General features: G+C 46.0%; 22 protein-coding genes and 1 tRNA gene. 12 read left to right on the forward strand and 11 right to left on the reverse strand.

The features are described from left to right. Positions 1 to 69: 69 nt before the first annotated feature. From ACQY33_RS04505 to ACQY33_RS04515, 3 genes are all read right to left on the reverse strand, one after another. Positions 70 to 828: a DUF1796 family putative cysteine peptidase gene (locus ACQY33_RS04505; protein ID WP_428074362.1), complete on the reverse strand. Its 759-nt coding sequence runs from the start codon at positions 826 to 828 to the stop codon at positions 70 to 72. A gap of 265 nt (positions 829 to 1,093) precedes the next feature. Continuing rightward, positions 1,094 to 1,169, reverse strand: a tRNA-Val gene (locus ACQY33_RS04510). Positions 1,170 to 1,245: 76 nt separating this feature from the next. Next, complete coding sequence (locus tag ACQY33_RS04515) at positions 1,246 to 1,734, reverse strand: PaaI family thioesterase (protein ID WP_428074364.1); 489 nt, start codon at positions 1,732 to 1,734, stop codon at positions 1,246 to 1,248. Positions 1,735 to 1,781: 47 nt separating this feature from the next. Between ACQY33_RS04515 and ACQY33_RS04520 the strand changes: the two genes are divergently transcribed. The 3 genes from ACQY33_RS04520 to ACQY33_RS04530 all read left to right on the forward strand — a co-directional run bounded on the left by ACQY33_RS04520 (position 1,782) and on the right by ACQY33_RS04530 (position 3,234). Continuing rightward, positions 1,782 to 2,405: a CYTH domain-containing protein gene (locus ACQY33_RS04520; protein WP_428074366.1), complete on the forward strand. Its 624-nt coding sequence runs from the start codon at positions 1,782 to 1,784 to the stop codon at positions 2,403 to 2,405. Next, positions 2,402 to 2,839, forward strand: a complete 438-nt coding sequence (locus ACQY33_RS04525; RefSeq protein WP_428074368.1) for a hypothetical protein — start codon at positions 2,402 to 2,404, stop codon at positions 2,837 to 2,839. Before ACQY33_RS04520 ends, ACQY33_RS04525 begins: the two co-directional genes overlap by 4 nt. A gap of 116 nt (positions 2,840 to 2,955) precedes the next feature. Then, positions 2,956 to 3,234 carry a hypothetical protein gene (locus ACQY33_RS04530; RefSeq protein WP_428074370.1) on the forward strand — a complete coding sequence of 93 codons (279 nt, stop codon included), beginning with the start codon at positions 2,956 to 2,958 and terminating at the stop codon, positions 3,232 to 3,234. 238 nt (positions 3,235 to 3,472) lie between these two features. On the opposite strand, the gene ACQY33_RS04535 is transcribed toward ACQY33_RS04530, so the two are convergent. From ACQY33_RS04535 to ACQY33_RS04560, 6 genes are all read right to left on the reverse strand, one after another. Further along, the gene (locus ACQY33_RS04535) at positions 3,473 to 4,282 is read right to left on the reverse strand and encodes a TIGR00730 family Rossman fold protein (RefSeq protein WP_428074372.1); all 810 of its coding nucleotides are present in this window, start codon (positions 4,280 to 4,282) and stop codon (positions 3,473 to 3,475) included. Between the two features lie 13 nt (positions 4,283 to 4,295). Beyond that, positions 4,296 to 6,149 carry a 1-deoxy-D-xylulose-5-phosphate synthase gene (gene dxs, locus ACQY33_RS04540; protein WP_428074374.1) on the reverse strand — a complete coding sequence of 618 codons (1,854 nt, stop codon included), beginning with the start codon at positions 6,147 to 6,149 and terminating at the stop codon, positions 4,296 to 4,298. Positions 6,150 to 6,164: 15 nt separating this feature from the next. Beyond that, positions 6,165 to 7,175, reverse strand: a complete 1,011-nt coding sequence (locus ACQY33_RS04545; RefSeq protein ID WP_428074376.1) for a polyprenyl synthetase family protein — start codon at positions 7,173 to 7,175, stop codon at positions 6,165 to 6,167. Between the two features lie 96 nt (positions 7,176 to 7,271). Further along, positions 7,272 to 8,489: a hypothetical protein gene (locus ACQY33_RS04550; protein ID WP_428074378.1), complete on the reverse strand. Its 1,218-nt coding sequence runs from the start codon at positions 8,487 to 8,489 to the stop codon at positions 7,272 to 7,274. Between the two features lie 94 nt (positions 8,490 to 8,583). Next, complete coding sequence (locus tag ACQY33_RS04555; protein ID WP_428074380.1) at positions 8,584 to 9,606, reverse strand: hypothetical protein; 1,023 nt, start codon at positions 9,604 to 9,606, stop codon at positions 8,584 to 8,586. Positions 9,607 to 9,794: 188 nt separating this feature from the next. After that, positions 9,795 to 10,787, reverse strand: coding sequence for a hypothetical protein (locus ACQY33_RS04560; RefSeq protein WP_428074381.1), 993 nt, complete (start codon positions 10,785 to 10,787; stop codon positions 9,795 to 9,797). A 179-nt stretch (positions 10,788 to 10,966) separates the two neighbouring features. Here ACQY33_RS04560 and hydF point away from each other — a divergent pair, with 179 nt between their 5' ends. Both hydF and ACQY33_RS04570 read left to right on the forward strand, forming a co-directional pair. Beyond that, complete coding sequence (hydF, locus tag ACQY33_RS04565) at positions 10,967 to 12,145, forward strand: [FeFe] hydrogenase H-cluster maturation GTPase HydF (RefSeq protein ID WP_428074383.1); 1,179 nt, start codon at positions 10,967 to 10,969, stop codon at positions 12,143 to 12,145. Positions 12,146 to 12,200: 55 nt separating this feature from the next. Then, positions 12,201 to 12,644: a type IV pilin protein gene (locus tag ACQY33_RS04570; RefSeq protein ID WP_428074385.1), complete on the forward strand. Its 444-nt coding sequence runs from the start codon at positions 12,201 to 12,203 to the stop codon at positions 12,642 to 12,644. Between the two features lie 160 nt (positions 12,645 to 12,804). On the opposite strand, the gene hydG is transcribed toward ACQY33_RS04570, so the two are convergent. Next, positions 12,805 to 14,187, reverse strand: a complete 1,383-nt coding sequence (gene hydG, locus ACQY33_RS04575; RefSeq protein ID WP_428074387.1) for a [FeFe] hydrogenase H-cluster radical SAM maturase HydG — start codon at positions 14,185 to 14,187, stop codon at positions 12,805 to 12,807. 151 nt (positions 14,188 to 14,338) lie between these two features. Between hydG and ACQY33_RS04580 the strand changes: the two genes are divergently transcribed. The 5 genes from ACQY33_RS04580 to ACQY33_RS04600 all read left to right on the forward strand — a co-directional run bounded on the left by ACQY33_RS04580 (position 14,339) and on the right by ACQY33_RS04600 (position 19,754). Continuing rightward, positions 14,339 to 16,360, forward strand: a complete 2,022-nt coding sequence (locus tag ACQY33_RS04580) for an LTA synthase family protein (RefSeq protein ID WP_428074389.1) — start codon at positions 14,339 to 14,341, stop codon at positions 16,358 to 16,360. Between the two features lie 8 nt (positions 16,361 to 16,368). After that, the gene (locus ACQY33_RS04585; RefSeq protein ID WP_428074391.1) at positions 16,369 to 16,923 is read left to right on the forward strand and encodes a LemA family protein; all 555 of its coding nucleotides are present in this window, start codon (positions 16,369 to 16,371) and stop codon (positions 16,921 to 16,923) included. Positions 16,924 to 17,121: 198 nt separating this feature from the next. Continuing rightward, positions 17,122 to 17,943, forward strand: coding sequence for a M48 family metallopeptidase (locus ACQY33_RS04590; protein ID WP_428074393.1), 822 nt, complete (start codon positions 17,122 to 17,124; stop codon positions 17,941 to 17,943). Positions 17,944 to 18,163: 220 nt separating this feature from the next. Beyond that, positions 18,164 to 19,165 carry a M48 family metallopeptidase gene (locus ACQY33_RS04595; protein WP_428074395.1) on the forward strand — a complete coding sequence of 334 codons (1,002 nt, stop codon included), beginning with the start codon at positions 18,164 to 18,166 and terminating at the stop codon, positions 19,163 to 19,165. 37 nt (positions 19,166 to 19,202) lie between these two features. After that, a complete protein-coding gene (locus ACQY33_RS04600; RefSeq protein WP_428074397.1) occupies positions 19,203 to 19,754 on the forward strand; it encodes a LemA family protein in 552 nt (183 codons plus the stop codon). Between the two features lie 58 nt (positions 19,755 to 19,812). Here ACQY33_RS04600 and ACQY33_RS04605 read toward each other — a convergent pair whose 3' ends face one another. Next, the gene (locus ACQY33_RS04605) at positions 19,813 to 20,331 is read right to left on the reverse strand and encodes a LemA family protein (RefSeq protein WP_428074399.1); all 519 of its coding nucleotides are present in this window, start codon (positions 20,329 to 20,331) and stop codon (positions 19,813 to 19,815) included. Positions 20,332 to 20,535: 204 nt separating this feature from the next. On the opposite strand from ACQY33_RS04605, the gene ACQY33_RS04610 reads away from it, so the two are divergent. Together ACQY33_RS04610 and ACQY33_RS04615 are read left to right on the forward strand one after the other, a co-directional pair. Next, positions 20,536 to 22,176 carry a solute:sodium symporter family transporter gene (locus tag ACQY33_RS04610; protein ID WP_428074401.1) on the forward strand — a complete coding sequence of 547 codons (1,641 nt, stop codon included), beginning with the start codon at positions 20,536 to 20,538 and terminating at the stop codon, positions 22,174 to 22,176. A 114-nt stretch (positions 22,177 to 22,290) separates the two neighbouring features. Beyond that, complete coding sequence (locus ACQY33_RS04615) at positions 22,291 to 23,172, forward strand: RDD family protein (protein ID WP_428074403.1); 882 nt, start codon at positions 22,291 to 22,293, stop codon at positions 23,170 to 23,172. Positions 23,173 to 23,255: the final 83 nt, after the last annotated feature.

Here is a 23,255-nt window from a genome sequence, read left to right on the forward strand (position 1 = left end):
TACGGACAAGTTTTATTTTTCTGTTTTTGCCTCGTATTGTTTTATATAGAGCCCAAACTCCCAGTTTGGCTATTTTCTATAAATATGCCATTTTTTTCTTACATTTTTCCGCATTTGTTTATTGGGAATCAACCTGGCCGTTAATCTTAGACAGCTAATCTTTAGTTTTTTTGTTAATGGTAAATTCAGACGATAGCTTTTTAGTATCTTATCTAGTGTAGAAAAACAAACCACATAATCCAGTTGCGGCGGGCCGGCTTTGTAATCGCAGGAAATGACCTTAATATCTTTGGTTAACTGTTTCTCTTGTAAAACGGAATTTCTTTCATTACGTATATACATTAAATGGATGTCTTTCCCCGCGTAAGCTTGCTGGATATAAGCAAACCCCGCCACAATGTCTTTTTCCTCTATTTTAGCGTGATTGGTAATAGGTGTTTCAAGGTAAACAATTAAAATTTTTTGAGCATTTTCTATTTCTTTCAGCAAACGTGTAATACGCCGCTCATATTTTTCTTTCACTTGGGGGTACATCTCTTCAAAGGGGATATCTTTATGAAAATCATGATTAAAAGTAAGGTCAGTTAATTTATTATGATAGGCTTTGCAGTGAATGTTTCTTTCTTCAAAAGAAAATTCCAAATCTTTCTTTTCTATAAAAGAGGCTAATCTTTCGGCCAGGATTTTGCATCTTCCAACAAAATCAGAACCAAATAACCAATCAAAAGGATATGCTTTTATTTGCAGCCCATTTTTCCTTAATAATTCCGAACAGGAACAGGCTTCCCCCAGGCTAAAAATTAAATCATATCGGTGAATTTTAGACATAGAAATTCCTATCAAGTGGATATTAATTTTAATTATCTTCAGTATAGATAAAAATATTTATCTCTTCAAGCAAAGTTTTAAAAATAATTTCAGTAAATGTTTTTATAAGCTTCTAAAACATAGTGGGCACTGGCAATTATTTCAGGGGGTTTACATCTTATCCCTTCAAAACTATAGGAGCTTATGTTTACTTGCCGAAGCAAGGCATCAAATGTTTATCATACAGAATGCAAAAAAGCCGCTTAATAATAAGCGGCTTTTAAAATGGTGGACCGGAAGGGACTCGAACCCCTGACCCCCTGCGTGTAAAGCAGGTGCTCTACCAGCTAAGCTACCGATCCTAAAACTGTTGTTATAAGAACCTATATTTATTCTAGCATAAAAAAAGGTTGCGCTCAACAGCTTTTAACAAGCGTATTATTGGTTTTCCACTTTAGGGGTGGTGCGGGCCCATTCTTCGGCTTCCGGGCCCCATTTGTCTTTTACCGCTTGCGGGATTTTAAACAAAATACTGGTGCATTTGGCGGAGACGGAACCGTCCGGCAATAAAATTTCACCTTCCACCTGCGCGCGGGAGCCGCCGTCTTTTATTACGCGTCCCACCGCTTTTAATTTGGTGTTGGTGGGGGTATTTTGTTTGTAAACCACTTCCATTTTAAGGGTTACCATTAAGCGGTTAAAATCATTATTTAATAAGATAGCCCGGCCGGAAGTTTCGTCTAATATAGTGGCAATAATGCCGCCGTGCATGGTGCCGGGGTAGGAACAATATTTATCATCCAGTGTAAATTCAGCTTCCACTTGGTTTTGGTCATAATTGTTGTACCATTCCAAATGCAGTCCAAACGGATTGTTTTTTCCGCAGGCAAAACATTCTAAAGACGTGGGTTGGCGTAATTTTTCCATAACTCCTCCTGAAAAATATATTATACTTTATTTGCTAAACTTAGAATATGCCTATTGAATGTGAATTTAAATGGAAAGCCCGCACACAAGAAGATTTTTCCCGCATGTTGCAGGTTGTCCGAGAGCATTTTCCCGGCCTGGTAAACGGGCCGCTTGCCGTGTTAAACGAAGATTTTTATTTAGATACCCCTCAAGGGGTGTGGAGTGCGCATAACACCGCTTTGCGCCTGCGTTGCGCCAACGGACGTTTTGAAGCGACGGCCAAATCCCAAACCAAAATGGTGGATGGTAAGGCGGTTAGAAAAGAGGAAACGCTCCCGCTGCCCGCCGCGGCCAATATAACCCAAGCGCTTAAAATGTTGCAAGGAAAAGGTTTTTGGCTGGGGTTTCCCGTAGAAAAGTTGGAGATTATTTTTACCATCACCAATCACCGCCGGATATACAATTTAACAGACATGAATGCCGTTTATGAACTGGCGTTTGACGATTGCATCCTGTCCGCCTGCGGCCGCCGGAAAGAATTAAAAGAAATTGAATTGGAGTTAAAGGCTGGAGATGAAAAAATATTTTCTTCTTTTGCGGGGGTGCTTAAGCAAAAGTCAGGCTTGAACGCGCCGGAAAAGTCTAAAGTGGCAAGTGCGCGGGCTTTGTTGGAGGATGAAAAGAAATGAATGGAATAATTGCGCTGTTTTTAAGCATGGTGGCTCCAGGAGCGGGGCAAATTTTTAACGGGGACTATTGGTTAGGAGCCTTGTTGGGGGGAATGTTTGCCTTAGGCAAAACAGCCGTTTTGCCGTTGCTGGTAAGGGGGCTGAGGTTAAAGACCGAAGAAAGTATTTTAAAATTATTTTACTGGTTTAACTGGCTGTACAGTTTATGTGTATTATTTGCTATTGTTCAGGCTGCTGTGCGTGGATTTAGCGTTACTGTTACACACCCGTGGACTGCCGTTTTGTGCGCGTTGATGATAATAGGCGTGTATAAAAATACGCAAAAAGAAATTTTATTTTCTGCCTTGTGCGGAAGGCGCGGTTTGTATCAGGTAATTCGGCCTGTTAGAAAATCTCCGACGGAAAGTCAAGCTTCTGACGGTAAAAAAGCGTAAAAAAAGCGCTTGCTTTTTTTAAAAAAATTATTTTACGTCGGAGATTTTGTTGCATTTTAAAATAATTTGTGCTATTATTTTTATGAGGTTAAAACTAATTGTCTTAGGAGATTAAAATGGCCGTTAAAAAAACCATAAAAAAAGCCGCTGCTAAAAAACCGGCTAAAAAAGTAGCCGTAAAGAAAGCCGCCGTAAAGAAACCGTGCGCCAAAAAAGCCTGCGCTAAAAAAGCCTGCGCAAAAAAGGTCGCGGTGAAAGCCGCCGCTGTTAAAAAAGCGGCTGCTAAAAAACCTGCTAAAAAAGCGTGTGCCAAAAAAGCCTGCGCCAAAAAAGCAGCTGTAAAAAAACCTGCCGCCAAAAAACCGGCAGCCAAAAAAGTTGCTAAAAAGAAATAATTTAAGTACACACAAAGCCGCCGGTCATTAGGCCGGCGGCTTTTTTTGTCAGTATGCGCTATCTCGGGACATGGGGAAAGATAAAAACTCCGTCTGTAAGCAAACGCTTTTTTTTAATAGGGTTACGCAAGCCAAGGAGCTCCGGGAAAAGCCTTTTTAATTAGAAAAGTGTACGAAAGCAAATATAAAAGCCCTGCTTTTGGCAGGGCTTTGCAATAACATAATGAAAAGCGCGGGGTTATTTTATATTGTAGAACTTGGCGATGATTTGCCAGGCTTCTTCGGGGGTATCCACCACGTCGCAAGATTCGGCTTCCTCGGGGGAAATAACGCCGTAGGAGGCCAAGCCCGGTATATTAACCACCGTGTTCCAAAATTCTTTGCCTACCAGCACTATCGGGATATCCTGTTTCTTTCCTGTTTTTACCAAAGTTAAAATTTCAAACAGTTCGTCAAACGTTCCAAACCCGCCCGGGAATACCACAAACGCTTTGGAGCGCATCACCAAATGCAGTTTGCGTATGGCGAAGTAATGAAAGAGAAATGCCAAATCTTGGGTGATATACGGGTTGGGTTTTTGCTCGTGGGGCAAGGTGATGTTAAAGCCGATGCTTTTACCGTTTTTTTCAAAGGCGCCGCGGTTGGCCGCTTCCATAAGGCCCGGGCCGCCTCCGGTTACTACGGCAAAACGGTTTCCGGCTTTTTCTATAACGATATTGGCAAACTTGCGTGCCGCGTCATAATATTTGGAAAGTTTTAACAGCCCCTGTGCTTCATATAAACGGTTTTGCAGGTTTTTGTCTTGTGGGTTTTTATCCAGCGCTTCCTGGGCCGCTTTTACTTTGGCTTGTGCTTCTTTTTCTTCCCGCACGCGGGCGCTGCCAAAGCAAACGATGGTTTCCTCAATTTTATGGTGCTGGAGATATAATTCCGGTTTCAGCACTTCCAGCTGCATGCGCACCGGGCGCATGACGTCTTGTTTTAAAAGCTGAATATCTTCATATGCTTTAATATAAGAATGTTCATGTTCTATATCTTGTGTGCTCATAAAGAACCCTCGCTTATTTCTTCCATTCTAGAATATGTGCGGCGATTTTTTCTGCGTTAATGCCAAGCTGCTCATAAAGCTGGGCAGATTTGGCGTGTTCCACAAATTCGTCCGGTATGCCTAAACGCAATAGTTTGCAGGCGGCTTGTTTGTCGGCGGTATATTCCGCCACGGCGGAACCAAATCCGCCCACCAAGCTGTTGTCCTCCACCGTTACCAGGCGGGGGGATATTTTTAAAGCTTCGTCTAATAGGGCGCTGTCCAGCGGTTTTACAAAGCGCATATTGATTACCCCGCAGTGCAGGCCTTTTTCTTCCAGCAGCTGGGCGGCTTTTAAGGCGGGGTGCACCCGGTTGCCAATAGCGGCTATGGTTAAATCTTTGCCTTGTTTGAGCCATACCCCTTTGCCAATTTCCAGGCGTTTGGGTTTGGCGTCCATTTCCACGCCGAATCCTGCTCCGCGCGGATAGCGAAGCACAAACGGCAGGTTGGCGTCCAGCCCGGTTTTAAGCAGGTGCTGGAGTTCATTTTCATCTGCCGGGGCGGAAATAATTAAATCCGGCACCGTGCGCAGAAAACTTAAATCAAACGCGCCGTGGTGGGTGGGCCCGTCCTCCCCTACAATGCCGGCGCGGTCCAGCGCGAAAACCACGGGCAGTTTTTGCAGGGCCACGTCGTGTACAATTTGGTCATAGCAGCGCTGCGCGAAAGAAGAATAAAGCGCGTATACCGGCTTTAGCCCGCAAGCGGCCATACCGGCGGCAAAGGTGGCGGCGTGTTCTTCGGCTATGCCTACGTCAAAATAACGGGAAGGAAATTTATCACGGAAAGCGTCCAACCCCGTGCCTTCCGGCATGGCCGCGGTAATGGCGTTGATGCGGTCGTCTTTTTCGGCCAGTTTTACCAATGTGTTGGAAAACGCCTGGGTAAATGTAATGCCGTTGGCTTTGCCGATCGTATCGCCGGTTTCCACGTCAAAAATGCCAATGCCGTGGAATTTGGTGGGTTTTTCTTCGGCGGGTTTATAGCCTTTGCCTTTTTTGGTGACGGCGTGCAAAATAACGGGGCCTTTTACGTCTTTTACGCTTTCCAGCACTTCTATCATTTCGTCTATATTATTGCCGTTTACGGGGCCGAAATAGCGCAGGCCCATTTCCTCAAAAATGGTGCCGGGGAACAGAATGGAGCGGGCCCTTTTAGCCAGTTTGGCGGCGTTGTTGCCCAGCTCGTCAAAACGTTTTAAAAATTTGGCGGCGCGTTCTTCGGCCATTTGCACGTATTGCTTGGTGAGCAGTTTGGTTAAAAATTTGCCCAGCGCCCCCACCCGCTGAGAGATAAACATTTGGTTATCGTTTAAAATAATCAGCATATCGCTGGCTAACAGGCCCGCGTTTTGGAGGGCTTCATAAGCCATGCCGCCGGTAAGGCAGCCGTCCCCCACAACGGCGATTACTTTGGAGTTTTCTTTCTTCTGGTCGCGCGCGATAGCCATACCCAATGCGGCGGAAAGCGCGGTGGAAGCATGCCCCGCGCCAAAAGCGTCGTAAGGGCTTTCGTAACGTTTGGGAAACCCGCTTATGCCGCCTTTTTGGCGGATGTGTTCAAATTCTTTCTGCCGCCCGGTAAGTAGTTTGTGGGCGTAGGCTTGGTGCCCGGTATCAAAAATGATTTTATCTTCCGGCGTGTTAAATACGTAATGCAGGGCGGTGATAATTTCCACCGCGCCCAAGCTGGAGCCCAAGTGCCCGCCGTTTTTGCTGATGGTAGAGATAATGGTATCCCTGAGTTCTTGGCATAAAGTGGGCAGGTGTTCTTTTTTAATAAGCCGTAAATCTTTAGGGCTGTGAATGCTGGGAAGCACTTTCATGGCAGCCTCCTTTTATTAATAAGTGCGGGTTTTGAAAAACTCGGCCATTTCATACAAAGGCCACAGGTTTTTCTTTTTGGCGGTTTTTAGCCCGTCTAAGGCTTTTTGCGCGTTGGCAATCAGCAGTTGGGCGTGTTTGCGGCTGCCTTCTAAGCCGTATAGACTGACGAAAGTGAGTTTGCCGTTTTCTTTGTCACTGTTGGATTTACCTAACTGCTGGGCGGTGGAGGTAACGTCTAAAATATCGTCCACAATTTGAAACACGAGCCCGATGCAGTTGGCGTATTTTTTAATCAAGGTCAAATCTTTCCCTTTAACCCCAGCCAAAAGGGCGCCGCTTTCCACACTGCCGCGGATTAAAGCCCCGGTTTTATTGGCGTGGATGTAATTTAAAATGGTTTCCGGGGTGGTTTCTTTTACCGTGGAGGGGAGCATAAAATAATGCAGGGTTTTGTCCGCCAGCGGTTTGGAAACTTTTTTTAATTTTTCCGCCCGGGTGCTGGAAGCGTCCGCCGCGCCCATGCCTTCGGCGTATACATCGGCCGTTTGGCCGCCTACCATGCCGGAAGCGCCGGCGCAGTTGGCAAAGTGCAAAAGGGCGTTTAAGGTGTTTTCCGCCCCGATGGATTTTACTTTTCCGTTTTGGGCAAATACTTCAAACACGTAAGTAAGCAAAGCGTCCCCGGCCAGCAGGGCCAGGTCGTCCCCAAACACTTTGTGGTTGGTGGGTTTGCCGCGGCGGAGCGCGTCATTATCCATGCAGGGTAAATCGTCGTGAATTAAGGAATAGGTGTGCAGCATTTCCACCGCGCAGGCGGCGGGCATAACGTCGGCGGATTTTTTGCCAAAGGCTTCCGCCGTGGCCATAAGCAAAATGGGGCGCACGCGTTTGCCGCCCGCTTGCAGAGAATAGGCCATGGAATCGGTTAAAATTTTTGGGGAATTTTTGATTTTACCAATGTATTTGGTTAAGTTCTTTTCCACCAATTTGGCGCGTTCTTTTAGATAAGCGTTAAAATCGTTCATATTCATTCCTTAAATAATGGGAATATACGTCTTATCTCTATTATACCTTATTGGAAAGCATAAAAAGGCCCCGCGCTAAAGGGCGGGGCCGGAAAGTTATGGGTTTTCTTGTAGTTGCTGACGCACCCGGAGGACCTCTTTTTGGTTTTTTTGGATATTTAAATTCCAAAACTTGAACCAAATTGTAGAGTAATATCTTAGGTGTCCAAGTCTTTCTCTTAGCTGGTAGTCGCTGGGACAGCCTAAGGCGGAAAAGTTCTGATAGAACTTGATAATAGAACGCAGCGTATTATCCGGCCAGGCTTTGGAACGCCATCCCAGCAACTCCATAGAATTGAAGGTTTTGTATAGGTGTTCCAGCTCACTGGGCGTGTATTGATGTAAGTGCATGTTGTGATAGGCAAACTCTAAAAGGCCGCTTATGTCTCTTGAAGCATATAACTCGGTCCCATCAATTTGGCCGGCCTCTTGATGGACTTTAATAAATTGGCGGATGTCGGCGTCCGTCCAGCCCCAATTGCGTAATATATTACAGCCTGAAGAGTTTAAGGCCTTGTACAAGGCGTCGTATTCTGCGTTCGAATAGGAGTTTAATCCCAGTATTTGAGAAACGGTTTCAAAAGAAAAAGGAAATTTCTCTTCGCCGTGAGCCCAAGCCAGCATCTTGTTGTACAAATCTCTTATGTCTTGGTATTCAAATGTTATGACTTGAATAATGTCTTTTTCACCTAAAAGGTAGGGTTCTATCCACCACTTGCAATCATATTCATTATAGTGCAAGGTAAAGAAACTGATATTGAAATTTTTATTTTTTACCGCTTTCCAGTTTTTTTCAGCCTTTTGAAAGCGCTGCTCTGCTTGCAACAAACGGTTGCGTACGTCTATTGGGGCAAACGCCTCCTGCGGTGCCTTGCTTGATAGATTAGGCTGGGAAGAAGAAATAGGGCCATGTTGTACAATTTCCGTATTTTTTATTAGTTCATGCATAAAGTCATTAACGGCGGGAACAATGCCGTATTCTTTATCATACAGACGGAAAAGCATAACGTCTTTGTAATGGGCAGTAGCGGCGTTTTTTGTCTGAATGGTTAGCAACTTAAGCACAGTGGGGTCTAAAGAGATTTTTTTATTTGGAAACTTCTTATGCGAAATGTTTGACTTAATTATGCCTTGCGCGGTTTTTGGTGCGTTCTTTGCAGCGGATTTTTCCAGCGCGGTTTTTATGATTTTGGAGGGTTTTGGTTTTTGGGAAAAAGCAGGGGTAGCTACTACACAGCCAAACAGAAACAAAAGAAAAAGGCGGTTTAAATACATTTTTACAATCTCCTTATAAATAGATTTACTAATATTACAAAATAGATTTTTGATGTTCAATGTGTTAAAAGCGCCCGGTTAGACCAAAGGTTATTTAGCGGGCAGGTTTTAGCGTATTTATGAGTTGTTGGGTGTTTTCTAAATCTTTAGGAATCATTTGTAGCCAATATTGCCGCCAGCTGGAAATAAAATCATGCTGTTGCTTGATGATATCCCAGAAGTATTCGCTCCCGTACACTTTGGCCCAGTTTTCAGAGCGGTAAAGCGTTATGACGCGGCGGATTTCACGGTCGCTCCAGCCCCAGCCGCGCAGTTGGTCACACTCTAACGAATTTAAATTTTTTTGCAAAAGCAATAAGTCTTCTGCCGGGTATTCATGTAAAGCAAGTATGCGGTATGCTTCGCTTAGGCGGAAGGGGAAAGCGCCCTTCCCATGGGCAAAGGCCAGCATTTTGCGGTACAGGGCTTCAATCTCCGCTTGGCCGTTTGCCATCATGTGTACAGCGTCTTTATGTCCGGAAATATAAAGCGCTATTTCTTTGCTATAGTTGTCTAATTTGGGGGAAGTTTCAAAAAAGAAACTTGTGGCGGTATGGGGGGTGGCCATTTGTGTATATTGAGCCGGTACCGCCGTTTTTAATAAAACGGGTTTTAATTCACGCACTTTTTTTAAGGCGTGGTTTAAACGGGCTTCGCTCTGCAGTAGATTTTTCCGAACCTCTATAGGCGATACGGGTTCTACTTCACGGGGGCCGAAATACGAAATATGCAAATCTGTTAATAATTCAGACCACATATCCGTGATAGTGGAAATAATGCCTTGCTCGTCATTATACATGCGGAAAGAGGCTATATCCACCAGCTGGGCCAGCTGCGCTTGGTTTGCCTTCAAAATGACTTGGCTAAAAAGGCGGTCCGTTTGTTTGGCTTCTTGCAAAGCCTGCGTTTTCCACTGGTTGCGCACGGTGGCTTGCAACGCATTTTCAACCTTCCGTTTGGCAGATTTTTCTGCGGCTGTTTTCGCCGCTTTGGTGATGTTTGCTTTTTGGGCGAAAACCGGGGTTGTTAATAAACAACCCGCCAAAAATAAAAGATAAACATAGCGAGAATGTATCATGAATAAGTCCTTAAATATTAAATTAAGGTATGGCATTTTTACGTCAGATTTATATTTTATTTTAAAATATTAACTTCCGTTATAAAAGGGCCATAAGACCTATTATGGGGGTAGGACCTGCCAGCAACCTGCCTTTGCCCCTTTATTTGAAAAATCAAAATTCAGCCCCATCCGGCGCGGAAGTAATTTCAGCGGGAAGCGTTTAAACCGTTTAGCAACTGACGGGTGGCCTCTAAATCTTGGTTACGCTGACTGTTCCAATATGCCCGCCAGTTGGAAATTAAATCATGCTGGAGTTGAACAAAATTTAAAACATAATCCGTCTGATACGCCTCGGCCCAGTAATCTGATTGATACAGTTGGATTATTTCACGGATTGCGGCGTCATCCCAGCCCCATTCGCGCAGCTGGTCACACCCCGGGGAGTTTAAATCAACGGCTAAAAGAGTTAACTCTTCCATGGAATATTGAGGTAATTCCAATATTCTGTACACTTCTTTGCTAAGAAAAGGAAACGGCTCTTTTTTATGGGCAAACGCCATCAAACGGCGGTAAACGTATTCCACCTCCGGCTGGCCGGCAGCTATAATGTGCATCAGGTCTTTTTCCCCGCTGATGTATAAGGCAATTTCTCTTGCAAAAGGGTCCAGCCTGGGGAAATTCTCAAAAAAGAAACGCGTGGCGGTATGCTCTTTGGCCAGGTCTGTACATTGCTGCTGTGAAACCTTGTTTAATAAAGCGGGTTTTAATTTACGCCATTTTTGCAGAGATTGGTTTAAAAGGGCTTCTTTTTGTAATAAATTTTGACGTGCTTCCGCTGGAGATATGGGATTTATCTGCCTGGGGCCAAAAAAAGATAAATAATAATCCGACAACAATTCAGACCAAATATTCGTAATAGATGCCAGCAGGCCCTGTTCTTCATTGTACATATGGAAGAAAGAATCTGTCAGCAGTTTGTGCAGCTGGGCTTGGTTTGATTTTAACATGAGGGGGTTTAAGATTCGCTCTGCTTGGGAGGCTGCTTTTACGGAGGAGGAGCTCCATGCGTGCCGCAGGGCGGCGTTAGAGGCGGAGGAACCCGATTGCTTGGTAACCTCCAACGCTTTTTTCACGGTTTTTTTTATGTTGGCTTTTTGGGCCCAGGCGGGCGCGTTAAACGCCCCGCAACATAAAAACATACAAAGATAAACACAAAGAAAACGCATCTAAACATCTTCCGTATGGCAAATAACCGGCGTATTATTATAGTATTCTAAAATACGGTGATTAATATAAAAAGGGTCATTGGTCCTAAAATGCCTGGTAAAAAGGACCTAGACCTATTTTAAAATAAACATTTTTATATATAATTTTAAATATGGTAAAAGTAAACAGACCTCATATAGGTATTTTTGGAAAAATGAACGTGGGCAAAAGCTCATTGATTAACGCGCTGACGGGCCAGCAGGTATCCGTGGTGGCTGAACACCCCGGCACCACCACCGACCCGGTAAAGAAAGTAATTGAGATTGTGGGCGTAGGCCCGGTGACGATTGTGGATACCGCCGGATTGGATGACCACTCCGCCTTAGGCTCCCAGCGCGTGCAAAGAACCAACGAGGCTTTATCCCAAGTGGATTTGGCCGTTTTGGTTTTTGCGGAAAAATTTGATGAGTATGACCAAACCCTCATGGAAACCTGCGTGGCGCAGAAAATACCTTTCTTTTTTGTACACAACAAAAGCGATTTGCAGCCTTTAAATGTGGAAATAAAAGGGGCCGATATTGTGGATTTTTCCTGTAAAGAGCCCAATTTATCCCGTTTATTGCAAGCCATTAAAACCCATTTGCCCAAAAGCGCTTATTCAACGGATGTGCTTCTGGACGATATTGTAGCCCCCGGCCAACAGGTGGTATTGGTGATGCCGGTGGATTCTTCCGCCCCGGAAGGAAGGCTGATTCTGCCCCAGGTGCAGACAATACGCAATTTGCTGGACATCGGCGCGGTGGCTATATGTCTAAAGGACAGGGAACTCCGTTCTTGGCTTCAAACCCACACCCCGCATTTAGTGGTTACGGACTCCCAGGCGTTTGCCTATGTCAGTTCGGTGGTTCCTAAAGAAATTCCCCTTACCAGTTTTAGTATTTTATTTTCACGCATGAAAGGGGATTTTGACGCCTTTTTAAAAGGCACCCGGACTATTGACAATTTAAACGACGGCGATAAAATATTAATTATGGAGTCCTGCTCCCACAGCGTAAACACCTGTGATGATATCGGCAGGACTAAAATCCCCGCGTTAATGCGCAAATACACGGGCAAGCGGTTAGAGTTTGACGTTTTGGTAAATTTGGACCCTATTCCGCATGACGCGGCCAAGTATAAGCTGGCTATACAATGCGGCGGCTGTATGGTAACGCGCAACCAAATCTTGCGCCGCTTGGACGTTTTGCGGCACGCCGGCGTTGCCTTAACTAACTACGGGATGACGCTTGCCTATTGCAACGGCATTTTTGATAGGGTAACGGCGGTATTTCGGAGCCGTAAGCCGTTTTAACGGTATTTTTGATATACTTTAATACAAGAGGGAAAGCCCTTTTACAGGAGAGATTATGAAAAAAGGTTTTACGTTGATTGAGTTAATGGTAGTAGTGTTGATTATCGGCGTATTGGCGTCGGTAGCGTTGCCCCAGTATGAGCGTTCCGTTAAGAAATCCCGCACGGCGGAAGTGCTTATGTTGCTTAAATCTATTTCCGATTCCCAGCAAGTGTATTTAACCACATTTAAAAGATGTGCCGATAATTTAAATAAGCTGGATATCCGCATTCCAGACGAAAACATGGCCGCCGATAACGGGGACGGACGCTGGCATTATTCTTTGCCTGTCCAAAACGGGAAAAATTGCTCCGCCATTGCGACCAATTCCAAATATTTCCCGGGTCTTACCGTATCTATTACGGCTAATTTTGACCCGTATAGAGTATGTTGGAACTGTACCGGAACGGAATGCGCGGAGTTTTTAACCATGACCGGGTTGCAGGATAAAGCCTGCTAACAGCTATTTTGCGTCAGATATTCCGGCCCCGTTTCAAGCGGGGCCGGAATTTTTATATATACCTCGCCATAGGGGTGTAAGCCGGAAAGTGTTCTATTGGCAAATGGGTTTGTTGCGGAAAAGATAAAAAAGCCCCGCTTAACAGCGGGGCTTTGGAAGATTAGAAGTATAAATCCCGTTTTCCTTCTTTTATTTTTTGCAGGTTTTCCTCTATCATCTTGCGGATAGGCGTTCCTTCCGGGAAGTTTTCCTGCGTAGTGCTGGCAATCAGCGCCAAGCCCTTTTGTTTGAGCCCTTCCGGGGCGAAGTCATATAAATATTCCGCAAACGTAAACATGGCGTTGGGCAGGCAGTGGGTTTTTATCAGCCCCGGTTTAGCCATGTCCATAAAGTCTTTGCCTACGCGGCCCAAACGGTAACACCCCGTGCAGAAAGAAGGCATGTGTTTGGCGTCCACAATGGCTTCTATTACCTGGTCCGTGGTGCGCCCGTCAGTAAGGGTAAATTGGCTTCCGTTTTCTTTGTCATATGAATAACCGCCCGGGTTGACGCGTGAAGCCGCCGATATTTGCGATACGCCCAGCTCCAAGCATTCATTGCGGGTTTGGGGGGATTCGCGCGTGCTTAAAATAATGCCGGTATACGGCACCGCCAAACGCAGCACCGCTACGCATTTTTTAAATTCTTCGTCTGTCATCGGGTCATTGGGGTGCTGGCTGAAATCAGACCCTTCCGCCGGTTCTATGCGCGGTATGGATATAGTGTGCGGCCCTACGCCGTAGGTCTTGTCCAAGTAATTGGAATGTTCCAGCGTGGCTAAGATTTCGTATTTATGGTCGTATAATCCAAGCAGCGGGCCGATGCCTACATCGTTAATACCGGCTTTTAGGGCGCGGTCCATGGCGTCCAAGCGGAATTGGTAGTCTTTTTTGGCTCCGGCCAGGTGCAGCTTTTGGTAAGTTTCTTTATGATACGTTTCCTGAAACAGCTGGTAGGTGCCGATATGGCATTTTTTAAGTTCTTCAAATTCCGGCTCGGTCAACGGCGCGATGTTTACGTTTACGCGGCGGATGTTTTGCCCGTTCCAGCGGGTTTCATAAATGGCTTTTATGCTGTCATACACGTATTGCAGCCCGCCGCCGGGGTAGGCTTCGCCCGCTACCATCAGAATGCGCTTATGCCCCTGCTGTAAGAGGGCGGTTACTTCTTGGTGGATTTCGTCCATCGTGCTGGCGTGGCGTTTAAGCGTGGTGTTGGAACGGCGGAACGCGCAGTACACGCATTCATTGGTGCAGATATTGGATATATATAAAGGGGCAAATAATACAATGCGGTTGCCGTAAATGGCTTCTTTTACGTATTTGGCCGCTTCAAAAACTTTATTAAGAAGGGCCGGGTCCGTTACGTTTAAAAGCACGGCGGCTTCTTCCAAGGATATGCCTTTTAATTCTTTGGCTTTGTTTAAAATTCCCGTCACCTCGGAATCTGTGTGCGATTTGGCGCGTTCCAAGGTTCGTTGCAGTTTTTCATCATCAATAATCATATATTTATGATACCACTTTTGAACCGGCCGGGCACGTTTCCCAAGCGCAACCCGACAGCGCCGGGCAACAGGGTGTTTTATTCAAAAGCCGGCGGTGCGCCGGACGGTTGATTTTGGTATCATATAAGTAATTATTACTTTTGGAGGAATCATGAAAAAATTGGCCGTACCGCGCTGGATAAAAGCTTACGCTTCTTTTATTCTGGCCAACTGGTTGCTGTTTACCGCATTTCGCGGGATTTTTTTGTTTGTATTCCGCTCCGCCTTGGTGCCGGAAGCGTATCATGAATTATGGAAAACTTTTTATTTGGGAGCCAAGTTTGACGCCCGTTTTGCCTGCGCGTTGGCTATTCCCTTGGGTCTGTATTTAACCGTTTGCGCGTTTTGGAAGGGAGCCCGCTGGATAAAAAAAGGAGTGGGCGTTTTTTATGGCCTGCTGGAAAGCGCGGTGCTGTTGGTGTATTTTGCCGATTTTGCGCACTACGCCTATATTTCCATGCGTATTAATTCCTCTATTTTTAAATATGCGGAAAACCCGCTTATTTCTTTACAAATGGCGTGGGAAACGTATCCCGTGCTATGGGGCGTTTTGGGCGTGTTGGTATGGGCGGCCCTAGTTTATTGGTTTGTGGTAAAACTGTGCAAATACGCGTTTTCTCGTGACGATAAATACCGCTGGAAAGGCAAGCTGGGCTGGTTTTTTGCCGGCTTGTTGGTTACGGGGGGGCTTATGTTTGGGCAAATCAGCCAGTATCCGCTTCGCTGGAGCAACGCCTATCACTCCACCAACAATTTTATTTGCAATTTAACGCTTAACCCGGGGTTGAATTTGTTTGATACGGCCCGTTTTGCCAAAAATGTTTCTTTTGATGAAGAGAAAACGGCTGAGTATTATGATGAAGTCTCCCGCTTTTTAGGCGTGCAAAACCCGGATAAAGAGAACCTAAACTTTACCCGTACGTTTGAAGGCAAACCCCAAGAAGACCAGAAAGACTATAATGTGGTGGTGATTTTTATGGAGTCTTTGGCTTGGAATAAAACTTCCATGACCAACCCGGATATTGACCCCACCCCGTTTGTAAAGGAACTGGCGGATAAAGGCATTTTGTTTAACCATTTCTTTACACCCACTTCCGCCACGGCGCGCGCCGTGTTTGCCACGGTAACCGGGATACCGGACGTCACCTCTTACAAAACCAGTTCCCGCAACCCGCTGATTGTGGACCAGCATGTAGTGATTAACTCTTTAAAAGATTATGAAAAATATTATTTTATAGGGGGAAGCTCCAGCTGGGGTAACATACGCGGCATTTTGGAACACAATATTTCCAACGTGCATATGTATGAAGAAGGCAAATTTGAAAACGAACACCGCAACGACGTGTGGGGCATTTCTGATTTGGATTTGTTCCGTGAAGCCAACCGCATTTTGGAACAGGAGCAAAAAGAAACCAAAAAACCGTTTTTCGCCATTATTCAAACGGCCGGGTATCACCGCCCGTATACCATACCGGAGGATAACGCCGGTTTTGAATTCCAAAACATTGGCGCGGACAAAGCCCACAAACGCAGCTTTGTAAGCGTAGAGGAGTATAATTCCCTGCGTTTTTCTGACCATGCTTTAAAAGAATTCTTTAAACTGGCTGAAAAATCCGATTATTGGGACAATACCCTGTTTGTGATTTTTGGGGACCATGGTCTTTCGGCTCCCCAATCTGAAAATATGCCGCGCGGATATGTAGACCATAACCTGATTAACCACCAGGTACCGCTTATTTTGGCGGGGCCGGTGGTAAAAGAGCCCCGCGTAATTGAAAAAACAGCCAGCCAGGTGGATATCTTCCCCATTGTAATGGGTATGTTGGGCCGGCCGTATTTTACACGCGCCATTGGGCGCGACGTGTTAAGTAATGACGCGCTGGAGGGCGGAGCCCTCATTTATGGCTGGGCCAACGAGCCCCACCCCATCGGTTTTGTTCAGGGGGAATATTTCTATAATAATAAAGGCGGTATGGAAGGCCTTTATAAGTACGGGGCGGAAAATTACAATGAGGATCTTTCTAAGAAAGAACCCCAACGTTTTGAGCATATGAAAAAGCTGGCCTTGGGATTATTTGAAACATCCCAGTATTTAGAATATAATAATAAGAAAAAAAACGAAACGGATAACTAGGAGGGAGAATGATTATTTTAATCGTAATAGTAGTTGTGTTAGTGGCTTATGTGGGTATGACCTATAACGGTTTTGTAACATTAAAAAACCGCGTAAAAGAAGCGTGGAGCGACATTGAAGTACAAATGAAGCGCCGCTATGACCTAATCCCCAATTTGGTGGAAACGGTAAAAGGGTATGCCGCGCATGAAAGCGGAACCCTGGAAAAAGTAATCCAGGCGCGTAATATAGCCATGGCTCCCCATGCGGATATGAAAGAAGTGGCCAAGAGCGAAAATATGCTCACCGGTGCGCTTAAATCCATTTTCGCTTTGTCTGAAAACTATCCGGATTTAAAGGCCAATCAAAACTTTATGGAACTGCAGCGCGAACTGCGCGATACGGAAGACAAAATCCAAGCCGCCCGCCGTTTTTATAATGCCAATGTGCTGGCTTTAAACACCAAGGCGGAGATGTTCCCCAGCAATATTATTGCTAATGCCTTTAATTTCCAGAAAGCGGAATTCTTTGAATTGGGAGAAGAAGAACAAGAAGCTAAAAAAGCCGTAAAAGTGCAGTTTTAACGGTTGGATATGCTGACGGTTTACCAACATATAACACAAAACAAGCGGCGCAGTTGGCTGCTTGTTTTGTTGTTTCCGGCAACTATTTTCTTGTGGTTTTATGTTGGTGCGTGGGGGTATTGGTGGTTTAGCGTCGGTTCCTATAAGTATGATAAGGCCACTGATTCGCTGGTCAGGGTGTCGCGAGCCGTTTCTGTTATGGATTGGGTTAATCAAACCATGCTGGAAATATTGCCTTGGTTGGCGGCGGCTGTGCTGGTTTGGATGTTGGTGTCTTATTTCTGCGGGGATAGAATGTTATTGTATTTTTCCGCCGCTACGGAGGTGACGCGGAATGAAGAACCGGAGGCCTACCGCTTGACTGAAAATCTGTGTATTTCCCAGGGAATGCCTATGCCGCGGCTGTGTGTGATTAATGACCGCTCTTTAAATGCTTTTGCCGTTGGGCGGGACCCGCAAACGGCCGCCATTGTGTTAACGCGAGGCATTATTGATAAACTGGAACGGGTGGAACTGGAAGGCGTGTTGGCCCATGAGCTGGCGCATATTCAAAATAATGATACGCGTTTAATGCTGCTGGCGGTGGTTTATGTGTCTTTTTTTACGTTTTTGTCTGAGGTATGTTTTCATTGGGCGTTGTTGTCTGCCAAAAGGGTGGAGACCCGTCATGGCCGGCCATCAGCCGTAGTTGGAGCTGCGGCGTTTGCCGTGTTGGGGGTATTTTTGGCTGTGTACGGGTTTTTGGTGGCGCCTCTTGTTCGGTTGGCACTGTCCCGTACGCGGGAATATTTGGCTGACGCTTCCGCCGCTTTAATGACGCGGCACCCTTTGGCGCTGGCCAGCGCTTTACAAAAAATAAGCAAAGACCCCCGGGTGGAAATTTTAGACGCCCACGCCTCTATGTCCGCCATGTGTATAGCTGACCCGCTGGATTCAAAGGGGGTGTTTGGTTTCTTGGCGGGGCTGAGGGCTTCCCATCCCCCTGCGTTTGAACGTATCAGACGCTTGAGAGAAATGTAAACGCGTTTTTATTTTTTCCAAAGCCCCGCCGCGGGCTTTATCCGCCTAGGGCTGTTTTCTGCTGCAAAACTTTGCCGGGTAATCTTTGGAAAAATTTTTATATTTGCGCATTTGATTTTCTTAAAAAGCGGCGCAACGCCAAGGCGGGTAAAGTTTGGCTGGCTAAAATATTAAAATACAAGTAAAATAAATATAGTTTATTCTATTTGGGTGTAACATTATGAATACATACGCGCATATTTCACAAAATAAATGGCGTTCCGGCCTTTTAATTTTATTGTTTCCCGTTACCTTTGCCATTACGGCCGCGGCGGTGATTGGGATAATAATGATGCTTGGCGGGGTGGATGCTCAAACGGTTGTGAATTACTGCGGCCCATATGATGCGGGCTGTTTGCCTACTACCCGTCTAGAATTGATTGCGGAAATGGTGTTGCGTTGGGTGCCGGTGCTGTGGTTGTTTGCTATGGGGTGGATTTTGGTTTCCTATTACGTGGGGGATACTTTGATTATGCATTGCGCCGGCGCCGTAAAAGTAACGCCGGATAACCAGACGGAACTATACCGTTTGGTGGAGAATTTGGCCATTACCCGCGGTTTGCCTACCCCGGATATTTATATTATAGATGACTCTACGTTAAACGCCTTTGCCACAGGGAGGGACCCTCAGCACGCCGCCATTGCTTTCACTAGGGGAATTTTACAGAAGTTGGAACGGGCCGAACTGGAGGGAGTGGCCGCCCATGAGCTGGCGCATATAGAAAACCGGGACATACGCCTCATGATGCTTACCGTGGCGGGGATATCCTTTTTTACTTTAATGGGGGAGATTTGCCTGCGTATTGGTTTGTGGGGCGGGCGCTCCAGCGGTAAAAGCGGCGGGAATGGCCGTTTGCTTTTGATATTGATTGGTTTGGGTTTTTTGATTTATGGATATATTATCGCCCCGTTAATCCGTTTGGCTCTTTCCCGCCAGCGGGAATACCAGGCGGACGCTACCGCCGCGTTAACTACGCGCCACCCGTTGGCTTTGGCCAGTGCGCTGCGTAAAATTTCGGGCAATTGCAAAACAGAATCGCTTCAGCATTCGCACAGTATGGCGGCTATGTGTATTGCCAATCCGTTGACTAGCGTGGGGTTGTTTGATATGCTGTCTGGCATGTTATCCACCCACCCGCCCATAGAAGAGCGTATTCGCCGCTTGGAAGAGATGAGCAGATAGTTTTGGTTAAGTTTATATATAAACGTAAGGAGTTATTATGATATTTGATTTATTGGTGCTGGGAGTGGCCGGGTATTTCGGCTACACTAAATTGTGGAATCCCGTCCATAGTAAAATTGTGGGGTTTCAGGCGGAGATCAACGCCTCTTGGAATGGCATTTGCGGCCAGATCCGCGTACGCCAAGCGGCGGGGGCCCGTATTTTAGATTTAGCAAAAGAAGCCGCCGCGCAAGACCCGTTTGTGCAGGATTTTGAAAAACCCCTTGCCGAACAAATCCAAAATTTGGATGACGTGCAGCTGGTCGCTTCCCGGGAGGAACCCTTTGTCTCTTTGTTAAAAAGCTCCCTTTTATTGCAGGAGGCTTTTCCCGCCTTGGCGGCGGATTCCCGTTGGACCGGCGCCCAACAGGCGGTGCAAAAGGCCAACAGCAACCTGGATATTCTGCGCAACCAGTATAATGGGGCGGTGGCGGCTTATAATAAATTGTTTGAAACTTTTCCCGCGAATATCGTGTGTTCCATTTGCCGGGTGCAGCCGGCCCCGCTGTTTGAAGCGCTTCCCGCCATTACTAAAGAGGACGTGGCTTAAAAACGGAGGCAACCATTTAAAAAGCCCGCTTTTAAGCGGGCTTTTTTATAATGGAAACTTATTTTTCCAAAGAAAAATATTCGTGCTTGGGAAATTCCAACGCTTGGGCAAGCAAGTTTAACGGAATGGTGCTGGTTAGCGTGTTATACTGCTGTACGGCGCTGTTATAGCGTGTTTTGGCTTTTTTTAAGCGGGCTTGTGCCCGGGTGACGGCGGTTTGAAGTTTTAAAAAATGTTCGTCTTGCTGTAGCTGCGGATATTTGCGGGCGGCGGAAAATACGGTTTTGAATTTTTGGGTGACTTCCGTTTCATACGCCGCGCGGCGCGCGATAGCGGTTGAGTGTTGGCATTCGTCTTTTAAAGCCTGCAGATGGTATACAAAAGGACGCTGTATGTCCGGCATATTGGCGGCCTGCAGGGCAACGGGGGAAATATATTGCGCGCGGTCTTTTAGCCTGCCGTCTAAACGAAGCCAAGCGGTTTTTACTGCTTTATCCAACGATTTAAATTTAAGATAGGCTACCGCAAAGGCGGCAATAACAGCCAGCATAATTCCCATTAAGCACCCGCTGATCATAGTTACTCCCTGATTTTAGTTGACGTTCTTTGCTTTTATATTTACAATATTTTTTAGACACACCGATATAAAAAGAGTATAGCCGTTAAGAAGCGTTTTATCAAGAGGTGTTACGCCGGCCTTGGGTAGAGCGCGCAGCAAAAGCCGTTCGGCGTTGTAAAATCACTAAATTATTAAATGCTGGTTGTTTAAGCGGAGGAAACCATGTTGTTGACCGTCTCTTCTTTCGTAGGGTTTACCGCGTTGGTGTTAGGGTTGTCTTATTACCTGACGCGTAAAAATGATACCTCTTCTTCCGAAGGGTATTTTTTGGCAGGAAGAGGTTTAACCGGGTGGGTTATTGCGGCGTCTTTGCTGCTTACTAACCTGTCTACCGAGCAGATGGTGGGGTTGAACGGACAGGGATATATGTTCAACATTTCCGGCATCGGCTATGAGCTGGGCGCTTCTTTGGCGCTTGTTATTGTGGCGTTTTTCTTTCTGCCTCGCTACCTTAAAAAAGGGTATGCCACGATACCGGACTTTATTGGGGAACGCTATGACGCGGTTACCAAACAGTTTGTCAATTTTCTGTTTTTAGCGGGATATGTGCTTATTTTGCTTCCCACTGTTTTGTATTCCGGCGCTATTGGTATGGGCGGTATTTTCAACATTATGGATACGTTCCATATTTCGGCCATGCAGTCCATTATCGTAGTGGTGGTGGCTATTGGCGTGCTGGGGTGTTTGTATACGGTGTTTGGCGGGCTGCGCATTATGGCCATTGCCGATACGCTTAACGGGGTCGGTTTGATTTTCGGCGGTTTAATGGTGCCAATATTTGCCCTTATGTACGTGGGTGACGGCAATATGTTTACCGGGCTGACCACTGTGGTGCAGGCTCACCCGGAAAAATTCAACGCCATCGGCGGGCCGAATGACCCGGTTCCCTTTGCCACCATGTTTACGGGTATGTTTTTGGTGAACCTGTTCTACTGGGGTTGCAACCAAACCATTATCCAGCGCGCGCTGGCCGCTAAAAACTTAAAAGAAGGGCAAAAGGGTTTGCTCTTGGCCGCTGTGTTTAAGTTGATCGGCCCCATCTATTTAATTTTACCGGGCGTAGTGGCTTTCCATATTTTTATGGATAAACCCTTGGCGGTAGGGGATATGGCTTACCCCATGTTGGTCAATACGGTATTGCCTACGTATTTAATAGGTTTCTTTGCCGCGGTATTGTTTGGGGCTATATTAAGCTCTTTCAACGCGGCGCTGAATTCCACTTCCACCCTGTTTATGCTTAACGTATATAAACCTTTTAAACCCAATGCCACGGATGCGGAACTGGTAAGCAAAGGCAAATGGGTGGGGATTGGTTTGGCGGTGTTTTCTATGTGCGTGGCGCCGCTTATTGCCAAGGCTCCCAGCGGTTTATTTAACTATTTGCAAATGGTGAACGGTTTTTATAACGTGCCTATATTTACGCTGATGATTTTTGGTATGTTAAACAAACGGGCGCCGGCTTGGGCGGCCAAGGTAACGCTGGTTTTCTTTATTATTGCTTATGGTATTACCCAGCTGCCTGCTAAGCTTAGCTTTATGGCGTGGAAAGAACATATCTCTTGGCTGAGCGCGTTTTGCAGCCTGCATTTCCTGCATATTATGGCTATTTTGTTTGTCATCAGCATTGTATTTATGTACGTGACGGGCATCTTTTGGCCCTCCTCCAATAAATATGATGACAGCAAAGACCTGCAGGTGGTGGATATTACCCCCTGGAAACACGGGGTGGTGATGAGCGTGGCTATTGTGGTGTGCGTGTTCTTGCTGTATGTATTGTTCTCCTCGTTGGGGATAGCCGCGTAAACATACTTCAGTAAAATTTATAAAAGGCGCCTTTGGGGCGCCTTTTTTCTGTGCGTACGGATAAAAACTTGTTATAATAAATAAAACTTAAAAGGTTTTTATAAAGGGGTGTTTATGCCTGATAATATACCAGAAACCAGAATTAATATTTTCGCGCAGGAAGACGCTTCCTCAGCGCCTATTCCTACGGTGAGGGCGGAATCTTCAGGCGTAGAATATGCCTCTTTTTCTGAACGCTTTATCGCTTTGTTGGTGGATGTTTCCATCATTATGATACCGGGGCAATTCATTTTAATGAATACGCTGGGCCGTAATATGGAAACGTTTTCCCAGTTGCTGGTAATAGAGGCTTTACTGTTGGCTGTATTTGTTTTGTATGAGGGAATTTTTTCCTGCGGAGGGCGGGTTACGCTGGGGAAAAAATTAATGGGGATAGCGGTTGCCTCGGCCAGTGACCCGGAGAGCCCTATCGGTTTCTTTCGGGCGATTGTGCGCGCAATAGGATATATCATCAGCGCGGCTATTTTGTTTTTAGGCTTTTTCCTTGCCTTTTTTGAAGAAAGGAAACGCACCTTGCATGATTTTATGGCTCACAGCGTGGTGGTGCGCCTGCGCCCTAAAGGAACGGGAGAAACGGTAGCCATTGGTATGGTGGGGGCGGGGCTGGTTTGTTTGTTGGGTTGGATGGTATACCATCAACTGTTTGCCCAAGGGTCTTTGTTGCAGCGTTCTTATGTGTACCGCGCGGAAAAGACATTGGAAGATTTGTCTTTACTGCAGGAAATTCATCACGGGCTGTATGGTTATTTTACCAATGATTTGCAGCGTTTGGTGCTTTTGTCCGGCGATCCGGTGCAGTTTCAGCGGGATATCCAATCCACGCTGGACCGCCGGGGTTTTCGTATAGGCGTATCCCAAGACACCTATAAAATTGTAGCCAATGCCCGGGATTTGCGCCGCACTCAGGTGGTTTTTATCCCATATAGGGATAGATAGCTTTGCTGGCTGTATTTAAACCCCGGCTTTCAGCCGGGGTTTTGTTTTAGTCAGGTTATGCGGACACAAAACACCGCCCGGCT

Source organism: Candidatus Avelusimicrobium aviculae, assembly GCF_949292495.1.
GTDB lineage: Bacteria > Elusimicrobiota > Elusimicrobia > Elusimicrobiales > Elusimicrobiaceae > Avelusimicrobium > Avelusimicrobium aviculae.

Excerpts from the sequence above, each read along its gene's own strand:
- ACQY33_RS04505 (WP_428074362.1), bottom strand. The coding sequence starts at position 828 with ATGTCTAAAATTCACCGATATGATTTAATTTTTAGCCTGGGGGAAGCC.
- ACQY33_RS04515 (WP_428074364.1), bottom strand. The coding sequence starts at position 1,734 with ATGGAAAAATTACGCCAACCCACGTCTTTAGAATGTTTTGCCTGCGGA.
- ACQY33_RS04520 (WP_428074366.1), top strand. The coding sequence starts at position 1,782 with ATGCCTATTGAATGTGAATTTAAATGGAAAGCCCGCACACAAGAAGAT.
- ACQY33_RS04525 (WP_428074368.1), top strand. The coding sequence starts at position 2,402 with ATGAATGGAATAATTGCGCTGTTTTTAAGCATGGTGGCTCCAGGAGCG.
- ACQY33_RS04530 (WP_428074370.1), top strand. The coding sequence starts at position 2,956 with ATGGCCGTTAAAAAAACCATAAAAAAAGCCGCTGCTAAAAAACCGGCT.
- ACQY33_RS04535 (WP_428074372.1), bottom strand. The coding sequence starts at position 4,282 with ATGAGCACACAAGATATAGAACATGAACATTCTTATATTAAAGCATAT.
- dxs (WP_428074374.1), bottom strand. The coding sequence starts at position 6,149 with ATGAAAGTGCTTCCCAGCATTCACAGCCCTAAAGATTTACGGCTTATT.
- ACQY33_RS04545 (WP_428074376.1), bottom strand. The coding sequence starts at position 7,175 with ATGAACGATTTTAACGCTTATCTAAAAGAACGCGCCAAATTGGTGGAA.
- ACQY33_RS04550 (WP_428074378.1), bottom strand. The coding sequence starts at position 8,489 with ATGTATTTAAACCGCCTTTTTCTTTTGTTTCTGTTTGGCTGTGTAGTA.
- ACQY33_RS04555 (WP_428074380.1), bottom strand. The coding sequence starts at position 9,606 with ATGATACATTCTCGCTATGTTTATCTTTTATTTTTGGCGGGTTGTTTA.
- ACQY33_RS04560 (WP_428074381.1), bottom strand. The coding sequence starts at position 10,787 with ATGTTTTTATGTTGCGGGGCGTTTAACGCGCCCGCCTGGGCCCAAAAA.
- hydF (WP_428074383.1), top strand. The coding sequence starts at position 10,967 with ATGGTAAAAGTAAACAGACCTCATATAGGTATTTTTGGAAAAATGAAC.
- ACQY33_RS04570 (WP_428074385.1), top strand. The coding sequence starts at position 12,201 with ATGAAAAAAGGTTTTACGTTGATTGAGTTAATGGTAGTAGTGTTGATT.
- hydG (WP_428074387.1), bottom strand. The coding sequence starts at position 14,187 with ATGATTATTGATGATGAAAAACTGCAACGAACCTTGGAACGCGCCAAA.
- ACQY33_RS04580 (WP_428074389.1), top strand. The coding sequence starts at position 14,339 with ATGAAAAAATTGGCCGTACCGCGCTGGATAAAAGCTTACGCTTCTTTT.
- ACQY33_RS04585 (WP_428074391.1), top strand. The coding sequence starts at position 16,369 with ATGATTATTTTAATCGTAATAGTAGTTGTGTTAGTGGCTTATGTGGGT.
- ACQY33_RS04590 (WP_428074393.1), top strand. The coding sequence starts at position 17,122 with ATGGATTGGGTTAATCAAACCATGCTGGAAATATTGCCTTGGTTGGCG.
- ACQY33_RS04595 (WP_428074395.1), top strand. The coding sequence starts at position 18,164 with ATGAATACATACGCGCATATTTCACAAAATAAATGGCGTTCCGGCCTT.
- ACQY33_RS04600 (WP_428074397.1), top strand. The coding sequence starts at position 19,203 with ATGATATTTGATTTATTGGTGCTGGGAGTGGCCGGGTATTTCGGCTAC.
- ACQY33_RS04605 (WP_428074399.1), bottom strand. The coding sequence starts at position 20,331 with ATGATCAGCGGGTGCTTAATGGGAATTATGCTGGCTGTTATTGCCGCC.
- ACQY33_RS04610 (WP_428074401.1), top strand. The coding sequence starts at position 20,536 with ATGTTGTTGACCGTCTCTTCTTTCGTAGGGTTTACCGCGTTGGTGTTA.
- ACQY33_RS04615 (WP_428074403.1), top strand. The coding sequence starts at position 22,291 with ATGCCTGATAATATACCAGAAACCAGAATTAATATTTTCGCGCAGGAA.